We start from the raw sequence: 17456 nt of genomic DNA on the forward strand, positions 1-17456 counted from the left end.
CTCAAAGGATTTTACCGGGATTCATGATACCCAGCGGGTCCAGCGCCGCCTTGATGGCCCGCATCATGTTGAGTTCCACCGCCGATTTGTAGTGCGCCAGTTCGTCGCGCTTCAGCGCGCCGATGCCGTGTTCCGCCGATATCGATCCGCCGAAGGCGACCACGCTGTCGTGCACCACGCGGTTCACCTTGTCTTGGTTGACCAGGAAGTCTTCGTTGGAGATGCCTTCGGGCGGCGCCACGTTGTAATGCAGATTGCCGTCGCCGAGGTGACCGAAGCACACCAGCTGGCAGCCGGGGAAGGCCGCCTCCAGTTGCGGGCCGGTGGCGGCGATGAAGTCGGCGATGCGCGACACCGGCAGCGAGATGTCGTGCTTGATGTTCTTGCCGGCCTTGGCCTGCGCCAGCGGGATGTGCTCGCGCAGCTGCCACAGTCCGGCCGATTGCGCCACCGACGTCGCCACCACCGCGTCGGCGATGACGTCGCGATCCAGCGCGGCGCCTATCGAGCGTTCCAGCAGACCGACCGCGTGTTGTTCCGATTCGCTGCTCGACAGCTCCAGCAGCACGTATTGCGGATGCGGCGTGGCGAACGGCTTGGGCAGCTGCGGGAACTCGCGCGCCACCAGCTCCAGGCAAAAGCGCGACATCAGTTCGAAGCCGGTCAGGCTGGCGCCGCAATGGTCCTGCATCAACACCAACAGCTGTTGTGCGGCGGCGGGCGAGGGCACTGCCGCCAGCGCGGTGATGCTGGCCTTGGGTTGTGGGTACAACTTGAGCACCGCGCCGGTGATAATGCCCAGCGTGCCTTCGGCGCCGATGAACAGATCGCGCAAATCGTAGCCGGTATTGTCCTTGCGCAGTCCGCGCAGGCCGCTCCAGATCTCGCCCTGCGGCGTGACCACTTCCAGCCCGAGGCACAGCTCGCGCGTGTTGCCGTAGCGGAGAACCGCCGTGCCGCCGGCGTTGGTGGACAAGTTGCCGCCGATGGTGCAGCTGCCCTCGGCCGCCAGCGACAACGGGAACAGGCAGCCTTCGGCGGCCGCTGCATCCTGCACCTGTTGCAGAACGCAGCCGGCGTCGACGGTCATGGTGCGGTTGACCGTGTCGATTTGACGGATGGTGTTCAGGCGGGCCAGCGACAGCACCACGGCGGCGCCGCTGGCATCGGGCACGCTGCCTAGCACCAGGCCCGTATTGCCGCCTTGCGGCACCAGCGCCACCCGGTGTTCTGCGCAGGCGCGCACCAGCGCCGCCACTTGCTCCACCGAGCCGGGACGCAGCACGGCGGCGGCCTTGCCGGTGAAGCGGCCGCGCCAGTCGGTGAGGAACGGCGCCATGTCGGCCGGCGCGTCGAGTACATAGGCCTCGCCGACGACGGCGCGGCATTGCGCGAGGAAGTCGCTCATTTGACGGTGGTGACTTTCACCTTGTCGAGCAGTTCCTTGGCCATCTTCTTCGCCGCCTTTTTGTAGGGACGCAGATACATGATGGCGCAGACGAAGTAGACGCAAACGATCGCCGCCTCGCCCCAGCCCAGCCAAGCGGACAAGGTGCCCTTGTCGCTCCAGCCGCGCACCACGCCTTCGGTGAAGTACAGCAGGATCATCATCGAGGTCCACTGCAGCGTGTAGATGTCGCGCTTCCACACGCCGTACAGCGGCAGCAGCAGCGGCGCGGCCTTCAGCACCAGCCAGGAGCCGCCCGGCTTGAGCGGCGCCAGCACCATCTCCCACAGCACGCACCAGATAATCAGCGTCACCAGGCTGCCGATGGCGCCCCAGTGAAAATACTTCTGCATCGTGTTTTGCATTTTGCGTCTCCGATCAAGATACAGCGCGCAGCTTGACGGCCGTTTCAGCCAGGCGCCTTCCCAGCGCGATGGCCAGGCGTTTTTCATCTTCGGTAATGGTCTTCTTGCCATCCAGTCCGGCCCAGTGGCTGGCGCCGTAAGGCGTGCCGCCGCTGGCGGTGGTCATCAGTTCAGGGTTGGTGTACGGCAGGCCGAGCACCATCAGGCCGTGGTGGAACAGCGGGATCATCATCGACAGCAGCGTCGATTCCTGGCCGCCGTGCAGGCTGCCGGTCGAGGTGAAGACGCAAGCCGGCTTGCCCGCCAGCGCGCCGGACAGCCATTGGCTGGCGGTGCCGTCCCAAAAATACTTCATGGCCGAGGCCATGTTGCCGAAGCGGGTGGGCGAGCCCACCGCCAGGCCGGCGCATTCGTTCAAATCGTCGAGTTCCACGTAAGGGGCGCCGTCGGCCGGCACGTCCGGCTCGGTCGCCTCGGCCACGGTGGAGACGGCGGGAACGGTGCGCAGGCGCGCGTCGCAGCCCGGAACGCTCTCGACGCCCTGGGCGATCAGCTCCGCCAATTTGCGCGTGGCGCCATGGCGCGAGTAAAACAATACGAGAATAATCAGATTAGGTGGGTTCATCAGCGGTATTATAGGGCGCTTTGGCGGGTGGCATCGCTGCCACTTTTGTAATCCGATTATCGCTCATGTACGCAAAATATATCCGTCCGTTGTATATCTACCTGCACCGCAGCTGCCGTAGCGGCCTGGCGACGGTGCGCTCGCTGTCCTGGCCCGAAGTACGGGACCTGTTTTTGTTCGCGCAGCGCCGCTTGCGCGAGGAAAGCCTGCCGCAGGTCGCCGGCAGCCTGACCTTCACCACCGTGTTCGCACTGGTGCCGCTGCTGACCATCGCGCTGGCGATCTTCACCACCTTCCCGCTGTTTAACACCTTCCGCACATCGCTGGAGGCGTATTTCGTCCAGAGCGTGATGCCGAAGTCGATTTCGAGCACCATCCTGAATTACCTGACCATGTTCGCGTCGAAGGCCACGCGGCTGTCGGCGGTGGGCGCGGTGGCGCTGATCTTCACGTCGATCGCGATGATGAACCTGATCGAGCGGGTGTTCAACCGCATCTGGCGCGTGCGCGAGGTGCGCAGCTGGACCCGGCGCATTCTCGTTTACTGGGCCATCATCACGCTCGGGCCGTTGCTGATCGGCGTGTCGCTGACCTTGTCGTCGCAGGTGTTCATGGCGACCAGCGAGTTCGTGGGCCAGGTGCCGGTGTTGGGTGCGCTGATCTACACCGTGGTGTCGCTGGCTTTGACCACGGCCGGTTTCACGCTGCTGTATGTGGCGGTGCCGAATCGCGACATCGACTGGCATGACGCGGCTTGGGGCGGCCTGGTGGCGGGCCTGGCGTTCGAGCTGGCCAAGCGCGGCTTCGGGATTTTCATCACCCAGTTCCCGACGTATTCACGGATCTACGGCGCGCTGGCGGCGCTGCCGCTGTTCCTGCTGTGGGTGTATGTGTCGTGGATGATCACGCTGATCGGCGCTTTGCTGGTGGCCGCGCTGCCGGTGGTGAAGTACGAGCGCTGGTGGCATGAGGCGCAGCCGGGCGGCGAATTCGTCGACGCGATGGCGATCCTGAAGGTGCTGCATGTGGCCTGCAAATGCGGCGACACGGCGCTGGTCAGCGCCGGCGCGATCCGCGCGCGGACCCGCCTGGGTTTCGACGAGATGGACAATATGCTGGAACGGATGATGGCCGAAGGCTGGGTGGGGCGGGTGCCGGTGGCCGCGCCGAAGCGGGTCCAATGGGGCAAGCGCGTCAGCGACGGCGTCGACCACTGGGTGATCCTGGCCAACCTGGACAAGCTGACCCTGGCCGACGTCTACCGCCTGTTCGTCTTCGCCGGCATGCCGGTCAACGCCGGCGTGGTGGCGGTCGGCGACGACGAGCGCGACCTGTTGGCCGCGCGCGAGGCGGCGATGCTGGCGCGCGAAGTGGAAACCGCCGTCGAGAAGGGCCTGGACAAGACCCTGGCCGATCATTTCGGTCCTATCGACTGCCGCTAAGACTAACGCCGACAAAGCTGAACAGCGCGTCGAGCACGGCGTCCGGCCGCTCGGACATCAATGAATGGCCGCTGTCGACCGTCACCACTTTGGCGTGGGCGATGGCGGCGGTCAGCAGTTTGGTGGATTTGGGGGGCGTCATCATGTCGCGCGCGCCGAACAGGAACAGGGTGGGGCAGCGCACCGCCTGCGCCGCCGCTTCGCCGTTGGCGTAGCCGTTGCAGGCGGCGAAGTCGGTGTAAAACAGCTGCTGCGGATTGATGCGCGAGATGCGCTGCATCAGCCGCCGCGCGCCGCCCGTCACGCTGAAGCCCGGCACCGGCGACGGCGCATTCTGCGCGACCGCCGAGTGCGACCAGATGTTGACCATGTCGATCGCGCTTTGCTCGTCGCCGCGCGCGGTTTCCAGCAGCGCGTCCGAGACCTTCATCGGATAGGTGGTGCCGATCAGCGCCAGATGACTGACCCGCTGCGGCGCCTTGAACGAGGCTTCCAGCGCGACGAGTGAGCCCATGCTGTGGCCGAACAGCGCCGCTTGCGCCACGCCCGCCGCGTCCAGCACCGCCAGCAGCCAGTCGGCCAGCTCGGCCACGCCCGTCTTGGCCGCGCCCTTGCTGCGGCCGTGGCCCGGCAGGTCGACCGCCAGCACGCCATAACCGTGATGGGCGAAATAGCGGGTCTGCAAAGCCCACACCGAATGGTCGTTCTGTGCGCCGTGGATGAACACCACGGTCGGCAGCGCGGGATCGAACGGTTTGCCGCCGGTGTAGCAGTAGGCGTCCACGCCCTGTACGGTCAGCAGCATCTCAGGCTCCCTTCTGCGACAGCTTCAGGCCGCGCGCCAGGTCTTCGATCAGGTCGTCGACGTCTTCCAGGCCGACCGACAGGCGCATCGTGCCTTCGGCGATGCCCGCTGCCGCCAGCTGCTCGGCCGGCACGCGGAAGTGCGTGGTCGACGCGGGATGGATCACCAGCGATTTGGCGTCGCCGACATTGGCCAGGTGCGAGAACACCTTCAGGCCGTCGACGAAGCGCCGGCCGGCCGCGCGGTCGCCTTTCAGGTTGAACGAGAACACCGCGCCGCAGCCCTTGGGCAGCAGGCGCTTGGCCAGTTCGTAGTCCGGATGCGACGGCAGCTCGGGGTACGACACCGTTTCCACCGCCGCGTTCGCGAGCAGGAACTCGACCACCTTGCGGGTGTTGGCGACATGCCGGTCCATGCGCAGGCTGAGCGTCTCCACGCCCTGCAGCACGGCGAAGGCGTTGTGCGGACTCATGACCGCGCCGAAATCGCGCAAGCCTTCGCGCCGCGCGCGCAGGGCGAACGGCGCCACCGTCGATTCCTCCGCGAAGACCATGCCGTGGAAGCCGTCATACGGCTCGCATAGCTCGGCGAAGCGGCCGGTCCGGTCGTAGGCGGCCTGCCAGTCGAAGCTGCCGCCGTCGACCAGCAGCCCGCCGATGGCGGTGCCGTGCCCGCACAGGAACTTGGTGGCGGAGTGGAACACCAGGTCGGCGCCATGCTCGAAGGGCCGCAACAGATACGGCGTGGTGAAGGTCGAATCCATCATCAGCGGCAGGTGATGCTCGTGCGCCAGCGCGGCGACGGCGCCGACGTCCAGCACGTCCAGCCCCGGATTGCCCAGCGTCTCGGCGAACAGCACCTTGGTGTCGGGACGGATCGCGGCGCGCCAGGCGTCCAGGTCGCGCGGGTCGACGAAGCTGGTCTCGATGCCGAAGCGCTTCAGCGTGTAGGCCAGCAGGTTGTGCGAGCCGCCGTACAGCGCGCGCGAGGCGACGATGTGCGAGCCGGCGCCGGCGATCGTGCACAGGCCCAGGTGCATCGCGGCCTGGCCGCTGGCGGTGGCGATGCCGGCCACGCCGCCCTCCAGCGCGGCGATGCGCTCCTCCAGCACCGCGTTGGTGGGGTTGGAGATGCGCGAATACACATGCCCGGCGCGCTCCATGTTGAACAGCGCGGCGGCGTGGTCGGAGTCCTTGAACGCGAACGAGGAGGTGAAATACACCGGCGTGGCGCGCGCGCCGGTGGCAGGGTCGGGCGCCGCGCCGGCGTGCAGCGACAGGGTGTCGAAACCGGGATATTGGGGTCCGCTCATATCGTCTCTGTGGAGTTATAGGTATGCCGGGCATCCTAACCCGAATCGCGCGCGGACAACAGCACGGCAATTATGTTGTGATTTGCTCATCCGCATCGCTGGATTTTTTGCCGGGCATAGGCTACATTCGCTATAAGGCTACAATAACTAGAACCCCTCCATTCACAAAGCCTATATCAGCGGACAGGACGGCCCCAAATGAAAGTCTCCGAAATTCTCCAGGTTAAAGGCAGCATCCTTTACACCATTTCCCCAGATCAACCATTGGCGGATGCCGCCAATACCATGGCTGAAAAGGACATCGGCTCGCTGGTCGTCATGGAATTTGGCGATCTGGTCGGCATGCTGACCTTCCGCGAAGTGTTGCGGGCGTTGCATGACAACGCCGGCACCGTCGGCGCCGGCACGGTGCGCAAGCACATGGACGATCACCCGATCACCGTCACGCCGGACACCGAAGTCAACGAAGTGCGCCGCATCATGCTGGAAAAGCATGCGCGTTACCTGCCGGTGATGAACGCCAAGACCATCCTCGGCGTGATCTCGTTCTACGACGTGGCGCGCGCGGTGCTGGAAGCGCAGAGCTTCGAGAACCGCATGCTCAAGGCGTATATCCGCGATTGGCCGGCCGAGACGGCCGACCAGAACGACTAAGCAAAAAAACGCTATCCTCGGATAGCGTTGTCGTTTCAGGCCGCGCCTTCCAGCGCGTCGTTGCTGAGCCAGCCGTTGAGGGCGGTGGCGGTCATCGGCCGCGCGAACAGGAAGCCCTGCGCCAGCGGGCAGCCCAGCGCTTGCAGGATCTGCGCCTGGCGCTCGTCCTCGACCCCTTCCGCGATCACCGCCAGGCCCAGGTTGCGGCCCAGCTGGATCACCATCTCGGCGATGCTGCTGCCGCGCGCCGAACCGGTGATCTCGGTGACGAAGGCACGGTCGATCTTCAGCCGGTCGATCTGTAGCCGCTGCAAATACGACAGCGACGAGAAGCCGGTGCCGAAGTCGTCGATCGCGATGCTGACGCCGGTTTGCTTGATCTGCCCCAGCATCTTGATCAGCAGGTCCGGTTCCTCCATCGCCATCGATTCGGTGATTTCCAGTTCGATATGCTCGGGCGGCGCGCCGGTATCTTCCAGCGCGTTGCGCAGCATGTCGAGGAAGTGCGGATGACGGAACTGCACCTGCGACACATTGATCGACATCATGAAATCATGGTGGCCGGCCTTGCGCAGGTCGACCAGTTCGCGGCAGGCGGTGCGCAGCACCCACTCGCCGAGGTCGATGATCAGGCCGGAATACTCGGCGATCGGGATGAAGCGGTCCGGCGAGATGAATTTGCCGTCCGGCGTCTGCCAGCGCAGCAGCGCCTCGGCGCCGACCGGACGGCGGGTAGCCAGATCGATCTGCGGCTGGTACACGACGAATAATTGGTTCTGGCCGAAGGCGGTGCGCAGCGCATGCATCATGCGCACCCGTTCGCGGATCTCCACGCCCATCGAGCGCGAGAAGTAGAAGTGGCCGGCGCGCTGCTGCGACTTGGCGCGCTTGAGCGCGATGTCGGCGTCCTTGAGCGCGTCGGCGCCGCTGCCTTCGTGCTCGCCCAGCCGCACCAGTCCCAGCGTGGCGGACAGCTGCACATCCTGGCCGTCGATGCTGAACGGGCGCTGGAACAGCGCCAGGATCCTGGCCGGATTCACCTGCTCGGCGTCGCCCACCAGGCAGAAGATGTCGCCGCCGATGCGCGCCACCGTCAGCTGGCCGCCCAGCTCGTTTTGCAGCCGCCCGGCCACCGCGATCAGCAGCAGGTCGCCGAACTGATGGCCCAGCGCGTCGTTGGTCTCGGCGAAGTGATCCAGGTCGACCAGCGACAACGTGGCGTCGTCGCGCGCCGGTCCGGCCAGCGTGGCGTCGAGGATCTCGACCAGGCGGGTGCGGTTGGGCAGCTTCGACAATTGATCGTAAAAGGCGGCGTTGTGCAGGTGCGTGACCAGTTCGACATTGTCCAGGCCGACCGCCACGTTGCTGGTGAACACCTCCAGCAGCCGCTCGTCGATCTCGCTCGGGGCCCGGACGACGTCCATGAAGGCGACGAAGTCGCGGCTGGCCTTGCCGGCGAAATACAAGGTGATGAAATCGTTGCCGTAGACGTTGCGCCGTTGCGCCAGCGCCAGTTCGATGGCGTCGTGGATGCGCTGGTCTTCGCGCACCGTCAGCGTGACCTTGTCGAGGTGGCGGTAGGCGCCGGCGGTGGCCATCACCATCAGTTCGTTGCAGCCGCTGTCGTGGCATTCCTGTACGCACAACACGCCGCTGGCCTCCTGGCCCAGCAGGTCGGCGATCTGCGCCAACACGCCGGCGGCGAAGTTCTGCACGCCGTGCAGCGCCATCAGCTGGGTGCTGGCGTGGACGATCTGGTTCAGGCCGCGCCGGCTGTCGTTGATCTTGCGGATCTGCTCGTAGGAGCGGATCGCCGCCGTCACCGTGGTGAACAGCTTGATGCGGGTCAGCTCGGACTTGGTCTTGTAATCGTTGATGTCGAAATCGCGGATGGCGTCGATTTCCGGCGCGTAACCGGGTTGGCCGGTGCGCAGGATGATGCGCACGTCGGCCAGTTTCAGCGTCTCGCGGATGTAGCGCACCAGATGCAGTCCGGCGTCGTCCTGTTCCATCACCACGTCGAGCAGGATGACGGCGATCTCCGGCTCGTGCTGGAGCATCTCGCGCGCCTGACCGGCCGAATAGGCATGCACGAATTCAAGCGGACGGTGCTGCATGTCGAGGTTGCCGAGCGCGAAGGTGGTGGTGGAATGAACGTCCTCATCGTCGTCGATGATCATGACCCGCCATACGTTGCGCGCGCCCGTCGATGCGGGCGCTGCCGGATGCTCTTCTAAGAATACCAGATCGTCTTGATCGTCCTTGGATAGCTCAAGGGGGGTGATCGGTGGGGGCATGTGTAGCTTCTCCAGGATTTCACGGTGTTCTTGCGTTTAAGTATATAGCGGATTGTTGAAAACCACGCGGATTTCCAGCGCTTTCGATCGAACCTGAACGGATGATGTGCAAGTTCCACCATACTTGTATCAAAAGAATGAAATATTTCCAAGTGAAACTTGCATTGTGGAAATTATTGTGCGGCCGGGACGCCACAGGCGGGCGACTGGTAGAATTAGGAACTTTCCACCTTTTTCCAAAGATTCTCTTCCTATGTCCGGCAATACATTTGGCAAATTGTTTTCTGTTACCACGTTTGGTGAGTCGCACGGTCCCGCGATCGGTTGCGTGATCGATGGCTGCCCGCCCGGGTTGCCGCTGTCGGAAGCGGATATCCAGCCTGAGCTGGACCGTCGCAAACCCGGTACTTCGCGCCACGTCACGCAGCGCCAGGAGTCGGACACGGTGGAGATCTTGTCCGGCGTCTATCAAGGGGTCACGACCGGCACGCCGATCGCCTTGCTGATCCGCAATGAGGACCAGCGCAGCAAGGATTACGGCAACATCGCCGAGAGTTTTCGCCCCGGTCATGCAGACTACACCTATTGGCACAAGTATGGCGTCCGCGATCCGCGCGGCGGTGGCCGCTCGTCGGCGCGCCTGACCGCGCCGGTGGTCGGCGCGGCGGCGATCGCCAAGAAATGGCTGCAGCAGCAATACGGCACCGTGTTCAAGGGCTGCATGAGCCAGCTCGGCGACATCGTGGTGCCGTTCCAGGACTGGTCGCATACGCAGGACAACCCGTTCTTCGCCGCCAGCGCCGACGCCGACCTGATCGGCCGCATGGAGGCGGCGATGGACGAGCTGCGCAAGGCCGGCGACTCGATCGGCGCCCGCATCGACGTCATCGCGCAAAACATCCCGGTCGGCCTCGGCCAGCCGATCTACGACAAGCTGGACGCCGACATCGCCTACGCGATGATGGGCATCAACGCCGTCAAGGGCGTGGAGATCGGCGCCGGCTTCAAGTCGGTGGCGCAGAAGGGCACCGAGCACGGCGACGAGCTGACCCCGACCGGCTTCGTCGGCAACAACGCCGGCGGCGTGCTGGGCGGCATCTCGACCGGCCAGGACATCACGGTCTCGATCGCCATCAAGCCAACCTCGTCGATCCGCACCCCGCGCCATTCGATCGACAAAGAGGGCAATCCGGTGCTGGTGGAAACCTTCGGCCGCCACGACCCGTGCGTCGGCATCCGCGCCACGCCGATCGCCGAGGCGATGCTGGCGCTGGTGCTGATCGACCACGCGCTGATGCACCGCGCCCAGTGCGGCGACGTCCAGGTGGCCACTCCCAACATCATGTCGTAAGCGGTGCCGGTACAAGCTTTCAGCTTCGCCTTATTCCTCTTCTGCTACTACGCGCACGCCGGCACCTGGAGCACCTACGCCACGCTGTTCTTCGCCGACAAGGGGATGACGGTGGCGCAGATCGGCGTCCTGATGTCGATGATCCAGGTGCTGCGCATCGTCGGCCCCAACGTCTGGGGCTATGTCGCCGACCACTACGACCGCAGGGTATTGGTGTTGCGCGTGGCGGGCTTCTGCGCGCTGGCCGGCTTCTCCGGCTTCTTCTTCGGCGCCGGCTTCGGCCACTTCATGCTGGCGATGATCGTGCTGAACCTGTTCACCAGCGGCCAGGCGCCGATCTGCGAAGCGTTGATGCTGTCCGAGATGAAGGGCGACCTGACCTACTATGGCCGGATCCGCATGTGGGGCTCGATCGGCTTCATCGTCTCGGTGACGCTGGCCTCGCTCGCGCTGGAGCGCTACGGCATCATGACGCTGCCGTGGGTGGCGGCCGCGCTGCTGGTGTGCACCATCGGCGCCGCGTTCCGGCTGCGCGACGTGCCGCGCCGCGTGCACCGGGAAGCGCCGCCGTTATTGAGCGCGCTGCTGCGCCGGCGCGAGGTGATCGCCTTCTTCGCCTCGACCGCGCTGATGGTCGCGGCGCACACTTCGCTCTACACCTTTTACTCGCTCTACCTGGAGCGCAACGGCTACAGCAAGACTGTGATCGGCGCCATGTGGTCGCTGGGCGTGACGGCGGAGGTGCTGCTGTTCTACTTCCAGGCGCCGCTGTTCAAGCGCTGGGGCGCGATGCGCATGATGTACCTGGCGCTGGCGGTGGCGGTGGTTCGTTTCGTGATGATAGGCGCCGGCTCGCACATGCTGTGGCTGCTGATCGCGGCGCAGCTGATGCATGCCGCCACCTTCGCGCTGCATCATTCGTCGTCGGTGATGACCTTGCAGCGCTGGTTCTCCGGATCGCTGCAGGCGCGCGGCCAGGCGCTGTACATGAGCATCTCGTACGGCGTCGGCGGCTCGCTGGGCGGCTTGTTCCTGGCGCAGTGGTGGGAGCGGGCGGGGGCGGAATCGGTGTACTACGCGGCGGCGGCGCTGGCGCTGTTGTCGGCGCTGGCCGCGCTGCTGTCGTTCCGCTGGCAGCGGAACGATGCATACTGACTAGCGGCTCACCACTTCCACCTTGTGGCGGCGCTCGACCGCCCGCATCACCATCGCGCGCATGTCGTTCAGCAGCGCGAACTCGGTGGCGCTGAGGGAGATCGGCGGGAAGGAATCGTCCCAGTCGCCATACAGGAAGCCGGCCGGCTGGCCGTTGGACGACAACGGCAGGATCACGAAGCTGCGCGCCTCGGACAGCGAACTTTTCCACCACAGCGGCAGCTTGGCCGCGAACTTGGCGTCGCGCGCGTTTTCGATGAAGATCACGCGGTCGCTATTGAGCGCGGCGTGGAACACGTTCGGTTCGTAGGCGTCGTCGAAAGTCATCGCGGCCAGCAGCTCGCGGGTACCGTCGCCGAAGCTGATCTTGGCCGAATAGTGGTTTTCCTTGCGGTTGCGGACGAAGGCCACGGCGCGCGAGAAGTCCAGGCCCTTGTAGACCGTCTCCAGCGCGATCTGCACCATCTGGCCGGGACTGGCGGTATCGAGCACGTCGCGCATGTCGGCCAGGCCGCTGAGCAGGATCTTGTTGCCGGCGGCGCGCTGGCGCGTCTTGGCCAGCGCCTTGGCGCGGCGTTCGGCGGGACGCGACAGCGGGGCGATGGTCAGGTCGTTGGCCGCCACCACCTTGGCCTGCTCGATGGCGTGCAGCAGGTTGGCCGGCTCCACGCCCAGCATGCCGGAATAGCTTTCGGTCAGCGCGCGCACCCTGGCGGCGCCGGCTTCGTCGTCGTGCCACAGCGATTCGGCGCACAGCGCCGACATGGTCGACAGGCCGGCGATCCAGTCGGCCGCCGATACCTCGGCGCCCGCTTCGGGCGGTTCCATCTTGCGCATGCCGTCGATCAGCGTGGCCGGCAGGCCCCAGTGCAGCGCGGCGGCGTGGCCGACTTCCTCCAGGCTCAGGCCCAGCAGCACCGGCGCGGTGTCCTCGACCGTGGTGCCGCCCTGGTCCGCCATGCGTTGCAGCTCGTGCCAGCGCTCCGGCATGTAGAAGGTCAGCATCATGCGGCCCAGCGTGTGCAGCATCGAGCACACCACGGCTTCTTCGCCGTGGCGGCTTTCGGCCGCGTACGAGATCTGCTGCGCCACGATCCCGGCCAGCACCGCCTTTTCCATTTCGATGTGGGCGACGGTGGTGTCGTTCGACGTCGCCGCCAGCTCCTCGATCAGCTTCAGGCCCAGCGCCAGATGGCCGATGGCCTCCGTGCCCAGCACCAGCACCGCCTTGCTGACGGTATTGACGTGCTGGCCGAAGGCCGAGTACATGCCGCTGTTGGCCAATCTCAGGACTTTTTGCGTCAGCACCGGATCGGACAGCACGGTGCGGGTCATGTTGAATTCCTGCTCATCCTCGCCGCGCATGGCGCCGAGGATGGCGGTGATCGCCTTGGCGAAGCCCGGCATGTCGCCGCGCCGGCGCGTGCAGTCCCACAGCTGGCCGAGCGTGGTGTCGCCCAGCGGGGTGCCCGCTTTGAAGCCGCCCATCATTGGCCCACCTGGCGCAGTTCCGGCGGCACCACCTTGCGGTGCATGCTTTCCTTGAGCGCGGCCAGCGCCACGTTGGCCGCCATCGGCTTGCCGGTCAGGTAGCCCTGGATGTATTGGCAGCCGCGTTGTTCCAGATACTGCAGTTGTTCCACCGTCTCGACGCCCTCGGCCACCACCGACAGGTCCAGGTGCTTGGCCAGGTCCAGCACCGCGTTGCAGATGGCGCCGTCCTTCTGCGATCCCGGCAGGTCGCGGATGAAGGCGCGGTCGATCTTCAGCACCGAGATCGGGAAGCGTTTCAGATAGGCGAGCGAAGAGTAGCCGGTGCCGAAATCGTCGATCGCGATACGGGCCTTGCGTTCGGTCATTTTAGACAGGATGGACTCGGCGTGCACCGGATCGATCATCAGCGTGCCTTCTGTGATTTCTAAAACCAATTGCTCACCAAGTAGGCCGGAGAAGGCGATGGCATCGTCCAGCACATCAAGAAATTTATCGTTGCGGAATTGTCGCGGGCTGATATTAACAGAGATGTACAGCGGCCGCTTGGCGACCTCCTCGAACTGCTTGAGCTGCACGCAGGCCGCCTTCAGCGCCCAGGCGCCGAGCAGGTTGATCAGGCCGTTGGTCTCGGCGATCGGGATGAAGCGCGCCGGCGGCACCATGCCCAGGGTCGGATGCTTCCAGCGCATCAGCGTCTCGAAGCCCTGGATCTCGCGCGTCTGGGCGTCGACGATCGGCTGGTAGTACAGCAGGAATTCGCCCTCGCGCACCGCCTGGAACATCGCCGCCTCCAGCGAGATGTCGTGCTGTGGCGGGCCGGAGTGCCCCTGGCTGTAGACCACGCAGCGGCCCTTGCCGGTTTCCTTGGCGCGCGACATGGCGGCGTCGGCCAGCGCGACCAGGCGCACTTCGTCTTCGGCGTGCTGCGGGTAGACCGAGACCCCGACCGAGGCGCCCAGATAAATGGTGTGGCTGTCGATTTCGAACGGCGACTGCAGCGTGGCGATCAGGCGGCCGGTGACCAGCTTGATCTGCGCCTCGCTGGCGGTGCCGGGCAGGATGGCGACGAATTCGTCGCCGCCCACGCGCGCCAGGGTGTCGCTGTCGCGCAGGGTCTTGCGCAGGCGGCCGGCGGCCATGCGCAGCAGCGCGTCGCCGATCGGATGACCGAGGCCGTCGTTGACCTTCTTGAAGCCATCGAGGCCGATGGTGGCGACCGAGAAGCCCTGGCCGGAGCGGCGCGCGTTGGCGATCACCATCCGCATGCGGTCCGACAGCAGCAGGCGATTCGGCAGTTCGGTCAAGGCGTCGTGCGTGGCCAGGTGGCGCAGCCGTTCCTCGGTCGCGTGCTGGATGGTCATGTCGCGGCCGACGATCAGCACTTCGGTGGCGTCGTCGGCGGCGGTATAGCAGGACACGCGCAGCTCGTGCCACACCTCGGCCTCGGCGGTCTTGAGGCGGACTTCGAGCAGACGCGTGGCGCGCGACTCGGTCACTTCGGCCAGCACCGCCGTCAGCGGCGCCTGGTCGGCGTCCGCCACCAGCTTGGTCAGCGCGGCGCCGAGCAGCGGCACGGCGCCGCCGATGCGGGCGGCCGCGCGTTGGCTGGCGAACAGCAGCTGGCCGAACTGATCGAGGCGGAATACAACATCGCCAGCCTCCTCCATGAGGTGATCCAATTCATGACGGGGCTGGGAGGAAAGGCTGGATGGCATCGCTGGGTCTAATCTTTTAAATATGAACGAAATGTATCACTGATGAGTGTTAAATTACATGAAAAATAGCAACATCTTTAGTATGTTTTACAGAAAACTGTCGAGTTGGTCATAAAATCCGCCGGGCAGAGGGAAAATTCCGCGTATTTTACCTTCCGCGGGATGGTCTCCGGACTCCTGACCCGGGGGCGGCGCGAAGCGTGGGCCGAGCTCGGCCGCGCGGGCGGCGAAGGTGTCTTTGCCGATGTGCTGGACAAACCGCAGCGCGCCGCCGGTGTGGGCGGGAAAGCCACCGCGCCGCACCGAGATCAGGTCCGCCTCGTCGCGGCTGACGGGCGCGCCGCGCGCGATCGCGTGCAGCGCGGCGACGGCCGGAGCGTACAGCAGGCGGTCGTGGATCTGCTCGAAAGCGGGCGGCGGAGCGTTGTCGCCGCGCTTCGCCCGTTCCGGCGCGGCCGGGGAGGGCGGCGGCAACCCGGCGGCGCGCGCGGCGTTGCGCAGCAGGCCTTCCGCCACGCCTTCCGCGCGCAGCGCGCGCACTTCCTGATCCAGCGCGGCGCGCAGCGTCGCCGCCAATGCCACGGCGGCCGGCGCGGCCAGGTCGGCGCGGATCTGGCTCAAGCGCATCAGATTGCGCGCGACCGGGCAGATCGCGGTCTGGTAAAAATAACGGCTCTCGATCAGCAGCGCGCTGTCGAAATCGACCTGAAGGCCTTCCACCATCGCGCACAGGATGGCTTCCGGCGCCGGCGCGTGGCCGCCGGTGCGCGCCCGCAGCATGGCTGGCGCCACCTGCAGCAAGGCTTGCAGCGGCGCCGACGCCAGCTCGCCACCCGGGAGGCGGAATCCCTTGGCGTCCCATGGCTGTACGGCGGCGTCGGCCAGCGCCGCGCCGACCAGCCGCGCCATCTGCTGCTCGTCCTCGGCGACCGCGCCGACCAGGCCGGCCTGCAAGGCCTGCGCCGCGCTCAATGTCGCGCCTTCCAGCAGCAGCGGCATGGCGGCCTGCAGGCCGGTCAGGCGCACGGTGCGGGCGATCTCGCCGGCCACCGGCGCCAGGCCCAGATGCACCTGCGGCAGGCTGAAACCGGCGTCGGCAAGGCTGATGCGATGATGGCAGGCCAGCACCAGTCCCAGCGCGTGGCCGCCGACGGCGCCGCTCAGCGTGGCGACCACCGGCACGCCCAGCCCCTCCAGCCGCCGCAGCAGCGCGTTGTAAGCGGCCAGCACCTGCATGCAGTCGGCCGCCTGTGTTTCGGTGAGCGCCATCAGGTGTTCCAGTTCGTGCTGCGAGTCGCCCGCCTCGGCGTGGAAGCCGACGACGACGCCGGAAAGCATCGGCCGCTGCGCCTCCAGCTTGTCGAGCAATGCCGACAACTCGCGCTGGAACAGGCGGCTCAACGGATTGATGGTGCGCGCCGCCAGTATGACGGTGACGGTGGCGCCGTTTTGATGGGTGGTGATCATGACGGTTTCCTCAAACGCGTTCGATGATGGTGGCGATGCCCATGCCGCCGCCGACGCACAAGGTGACCAGGCCGCGTTTCAGGTCGCGCGCCTCCAGTTCGTCGAGCAGGGTGCCGAGCAGCATGCAGCCGGTGGCGCCGAGCGGATGGCCCAGCGCGATGGCGCCGCCGTTGACGTTGACCTTCGCTTCCGGCACGCCCATCTCGCTCATGAAGCGCAGCACCACCGAGGCGAAGGCTTCGTTGACTTCGAACAGGTCGATCTGCTCGATGGACAGCCCGGCCTTGCGCAGCGCCTTGCGCGCGGCGGGGGCGGGGCCGGTCAGCATGATGGTCGGATCGGCGCCGGTGACGGCGGCGGCCAGCACCCGCGCGCGCGGCTTGAGCCCGATCCGCTGGCCGGCGGCCTTGCTGCCGATGAGCGCCAATGCCGCGCCGTCGACGATGCCGGACGAATTGCCGGCGGTATGTATATGTGCGATGCGCTCCAGTTGCGGATATTTGCGCAGCGCCAGCTCGTCGAAGCCCATCTTGCCGGCCGCCTCGAACGACGCCTTCAGGCCGCCCAGCGTCTCCAGCGTGGTGGCGGGCTTGATGAATTCATCCTCGGCCAGGATGGTCACGCCGTTCTGGTCGCGCACCGGCACCAGCGAGCGGAAGCGGCCTTCGGCGCGCGCGGCGGCGGCCTTCCGCTGCGAGCGCAGCGCGTAGTCGTCGACCTGGGTGCGGCTGTAGCCGTCCAGCATCGCGATCAGATCCGCGCCTATGCCTTGCGGCAGGAAGTCGGTGCGAAAACTGGTCTCCGGATCCAGCGCCCAGGCGCCGCCGTCCGCACCCATGGCCACCCGCGACATCGATTCGACACCGCCGGCCACCAGCAGATCCTCCCAGCCGGAGCGCACTTTTTGCGCCGCCAGGTTGACCGCTTCCAGGCCCGAGGCGCAAAAGCGGTTCAGCTGCATGCCGGCCACCTTGTTATCCCAGCCCGCCGCCAGCGCGGCGATTTTGGCGATGTCCGCGCCCTGGTCGCCGACCGGCGTCACGCAGCCCAGCACCACATCGTCGATCAGCGCGGTGTCGAGCCGGTGGCGGCGTTGCAGCTCGCGCATCAGGCCGCCCAGCAGCGACACCGGCTTCACACTATGCAGGCTGCCGTCTTTTTTGCCCTTGCCGCGCGGGGTGCGGATGGCATCGTAGATATATGCTTCCGTCATATTGTCTCCATTTATTATTCGCTCATCATAGATGCGACTTATCAGTAAAGCAATTGCTTGATTCGTGCATTTATTTCGGCTAGTGTGGTTTGGGATTGTTAAGCAAATTCGCAG

General features: G+C 65.8%; 14 protein-coding genes. 4 read left to right on the top strand and 10 right to left on the bottom strand.

Annotation, left to right across the window (positions count from 1 at the left end):
* Position 1: 1 nt before the first annotated feature.
* The 3 genes from GW587_RS10695 to wrbA are packed head-to-tail and all read right to left on the bottom strand — an operon-like array spanning position 2 to position 2437.
* Positions 2-1408, bottom strand: coding sequence for an FAD-binding oxidoreductase (locus GW587_RS10695; RefSeq protein ID WP_166102191.1), 1407 nt, complete (start codon positions 1406-1408; stop codon positions 2-4).
* Complete coding sequence (locus tag GW587_RS10700) at positions 1405-1812, bottom strand: DUF2069 domain-containing protein (RefSeq protein ID WP_166102194.1); 408 nt, start codon at positions 1810-1812, stop codon at positions 1405-1407. The genes GW587_RS10695 and GW587_RS10700 overlap by 4 nt, the downstream gene beginning before the upstream one ends.
* Before the next feature lie 13 nt (positions 1813-1825).
* A complete protein-coding gene (gene wrbA, locus GW587_RS10705) occupies positions 1826-2437 on the bottom strand; it encodes an NAD(P)H:quinone oxidoreductase (RefSeq protein WP_166102196.1) in 612 nt (203 codons plus the stop codon).
* Between the two features lie 65 nt (positions 2438-2502).
* Between wrbA and GW587_RS10710 the strand changes: the two genes are divergently transcribed.
* Complete coding sequence (locus tag GW587_RS10710; RefSeq protein ID WP_166102199.1) at positions 2503-3879, top strand: YihY family inner membrane protein; 1377 nt, start codon at positions 2503-2505, stop codon at positions 3877-3879.
* Here GW587_RS10710 and GW587_RS10715 read toward each other — a convergent pair.
* Positions 3863-4684: an alpha/beta fold hydrolase gene (locus GW587_RS10715; protein WP_166102201.1), complete on the bottom strand. Its 822-nt coding sequence runs from the start codon at positions 4682-4684 to the stop codon at positions 3863-3865. The genes GW587_RS10710 and GW587_RS10715 overlap by 17 nt on opposite strands.
* A gap of 1 nt (position 4685) precedes the next feature.
* Positions 4686-5996, bottom strand: a complete 1311-nt coding sequence (locus GW587_RS10720; RefSeq protein WP_166102204.1) for an O-acetylhomoserine aminocarboxypropyltransferase — start codon at positions 5994-5996, stop codon at positions 4686-4688.
* A 198-nt stretch (positions 5997-6194) separates the two neighbouring features.
* Here GW587_RS10720 and GW587_RS10725 point away from each other — a divergent pair, with 198 nt between their 5' ends.
* Complete coding sequence (locus GW587_RS10725; protein ID WP_166102206.1) at positions 6195-6650, top strand: CBS domain-containing protein; 456 nt, start codon at positions 6195-6197, stop codon at positions 6648-6650.
* A gap of 35 nt (positions 6651-6685) precedes the next feature.
* Here GW587_RS10725 and GW587_RS10730 read toward each other — a convergent pair whose 3' ends face one another.
* Positions 6686-8947 carry a putative bifunctional diguanylate cyclase/phosphodiesterase gene (locus GW587_RS10730; protein WP_166102209.1) on the bottom strand — a complete coding sequence of 754 codons (2262 nt, stop codon included), beginning with the start codon at positions 8945-8947 and terminating at the stop codon, positions 6686-6688.
* Between the two features lie 253 nt (positions 8948-9200).
* Between GW587_RS10730 and aroC the strand changes: the two genes are divergently transcribed.
* Entirely contained in the window at positions 9201-10298 is a 1098-nt protein-coding gene (aroC, locus tag GW587_RS10735; protein ID WP_166102211.1) for a chorismate synthase, read from the top strand.
* A 3-nt stretch (positions 10299-10301) separates the two neighbouring features.
* Positions 10302-11453, top strand: coding sequence for an MFS transporter (locus GW587_RS10740; RefSeq protein WP_166102213.1), 1152 nt, complete (start codon positions 10302-10304; stop codon positions 11451-11453).
* Here GW587_RS10740 and GW587_RS10745 read toward each other — a convergent pair whose 3' ends face one another.
* The 4 genes from GW587_RS10745 to GW587_RS10760 all read right to left on the bottom strand — a co-directional run bounded on the left by GW587_RS10745 (position 11454) and on the right by GW587_RS10760 (position 17342).
* Entirely contained in the window at positions 11454-12944 is a 1491-nt protein-coding gene (locus tag GW587_RS10745; protein ID WP_229259390.1) for an HDOD domain-containing protein, read from the bottom strand. It lies immediately after the preceding gene.
* Entirely contained in the window at positions 12941-14614 is a 1674-nt protein-coding gene (locus tag GW587_RS10750) for a putative bifunctional diguanylate cyclase/phosphodiesterase (protein WP_166102214.1), read from the bottom strand. The genes GW587_RS10745 and GW587_RS10750 overlap by 4 nt, the downstream gene beginning before the upstream one ends.
* Before the next feature lie 135 nt (positions 14615-14749).
* Positions 14750-16129: an enoyl-CoA hydratase-related protein gene (locus GW587_RS10755; protein ID WP_166102216.1), complete on the bottom strand. Its 1380-nt coding sequence runs from the start codon at positions 16127-16129 to the stop codon at positions 14750-14752.
* Between the two features lie 10 nt (positions 16130-16139).
* A complete protein-coding gene (locus tag GW587_RS10760; RefSeq protein WP_166102218.1) occupies positions 16140-17342 on the bottom strand; it encodes an acetyl-CoA C-acetyltransferase in 1203 nt (400 codons plus the stop codon).
* Positions 17343-17456 lie beyond the last annotated feature (114 nt).

Source organism: Duganella aceris (assembly GCF_011090165.1).
Classification (GTDB): Bacteria; Pseudomonadota; Gammaproteobacteria; order Burkholderiales; family Burkholderiaceae_D; genus Rugamonas; species Rugamonas aceris.

Coding starts and splice junctions, on each gene's coding strand:
- GW587_RS10745 (WP_229259390.1), bottom strand. CDS start 12,944: ATGATGGGCGGCTTCAAAGCGGGCACCCCGCTGGGCGACACCACGCTC.
- GW587_RS10725 (WP_166102206.1), top strand. CDS start 6,195: ATGAAAGTCTCCGAAATTCTCCAGGTTAAAGGCAGCATCCTTTACACC.
- GW587_RS10720 (WP_166102204.1), bottom strand. CDS start 5,996: ATGAGCGGACCCCAATATCCCGGTTTCGACACCCTGTCGCTGCACGCC.
- wrbA (WP_166102196.1), bottom strand. CDS start 2,437: ATGAACCCACCTAATCTGATTATTCTCGTATTGTTTTACTCGCGCCAT.
- GW587_RS10760 (WP_166102218.1), bottom strand. CDS start 17,342: ATGACGGAAGCATATATCTACGATGCCATCCGCACCCCGCGCGGCAAG.
- GW587_RS10700 (WP_166102194.1), bottom strand. CDS start 1,812: ATGCAAAACACGATGCAGAAGTATTTTCACTGGGGCGCCATCGGCAGC.
- GW587_RS10730 (WP_166102209.1), bottom strand. CDS start 8,947: ATGCCCCCACCGATCACCCCCCTTGAGCTATCCAAGGACGATCAAGAC.
- aroC (WP_166102211.1), top strand. CDS start 9,201: ATGTCCGGCAATACATTTGGCAAATTGTTTTCTGTTACCACGTTTGGT.
- GW587_RS10755 (WP_166102216.1), bottom strand. CDS start 16,129: ATGATCACCACCCATCAAAACGGCGCCACCGTCACCGTCATACTGGCG.
- GW587_RS10710 (WP_166102199.1), top strand. CDS start 2,503: ATGTACGCAAAATATATCCGTCCGTTGTATATCTACCTGCACCGCAGC.
- GW587_RS10695 (WP_166102191.1), bottom strand. CDS start 1,408: ATGAGCGACTTCCTCGCGCAATGCCGCGCCGTCGTCGGCGAGGCCTAT.
- GW587_RS10750 (WP_166102214.1), bottom strand. CDS start 14,614: ATGGAGGAGGCTGGCGATGTTGTATTCCGCCTCGATCAGTTCGGCCAG.
- GW587_RS10715 (WP_166102201.1), bottom strand. CDS start 4,684: ATGCTGCTGACCGTACAGGGCGTGGACGCCTACTGCTACACCGGCGGC.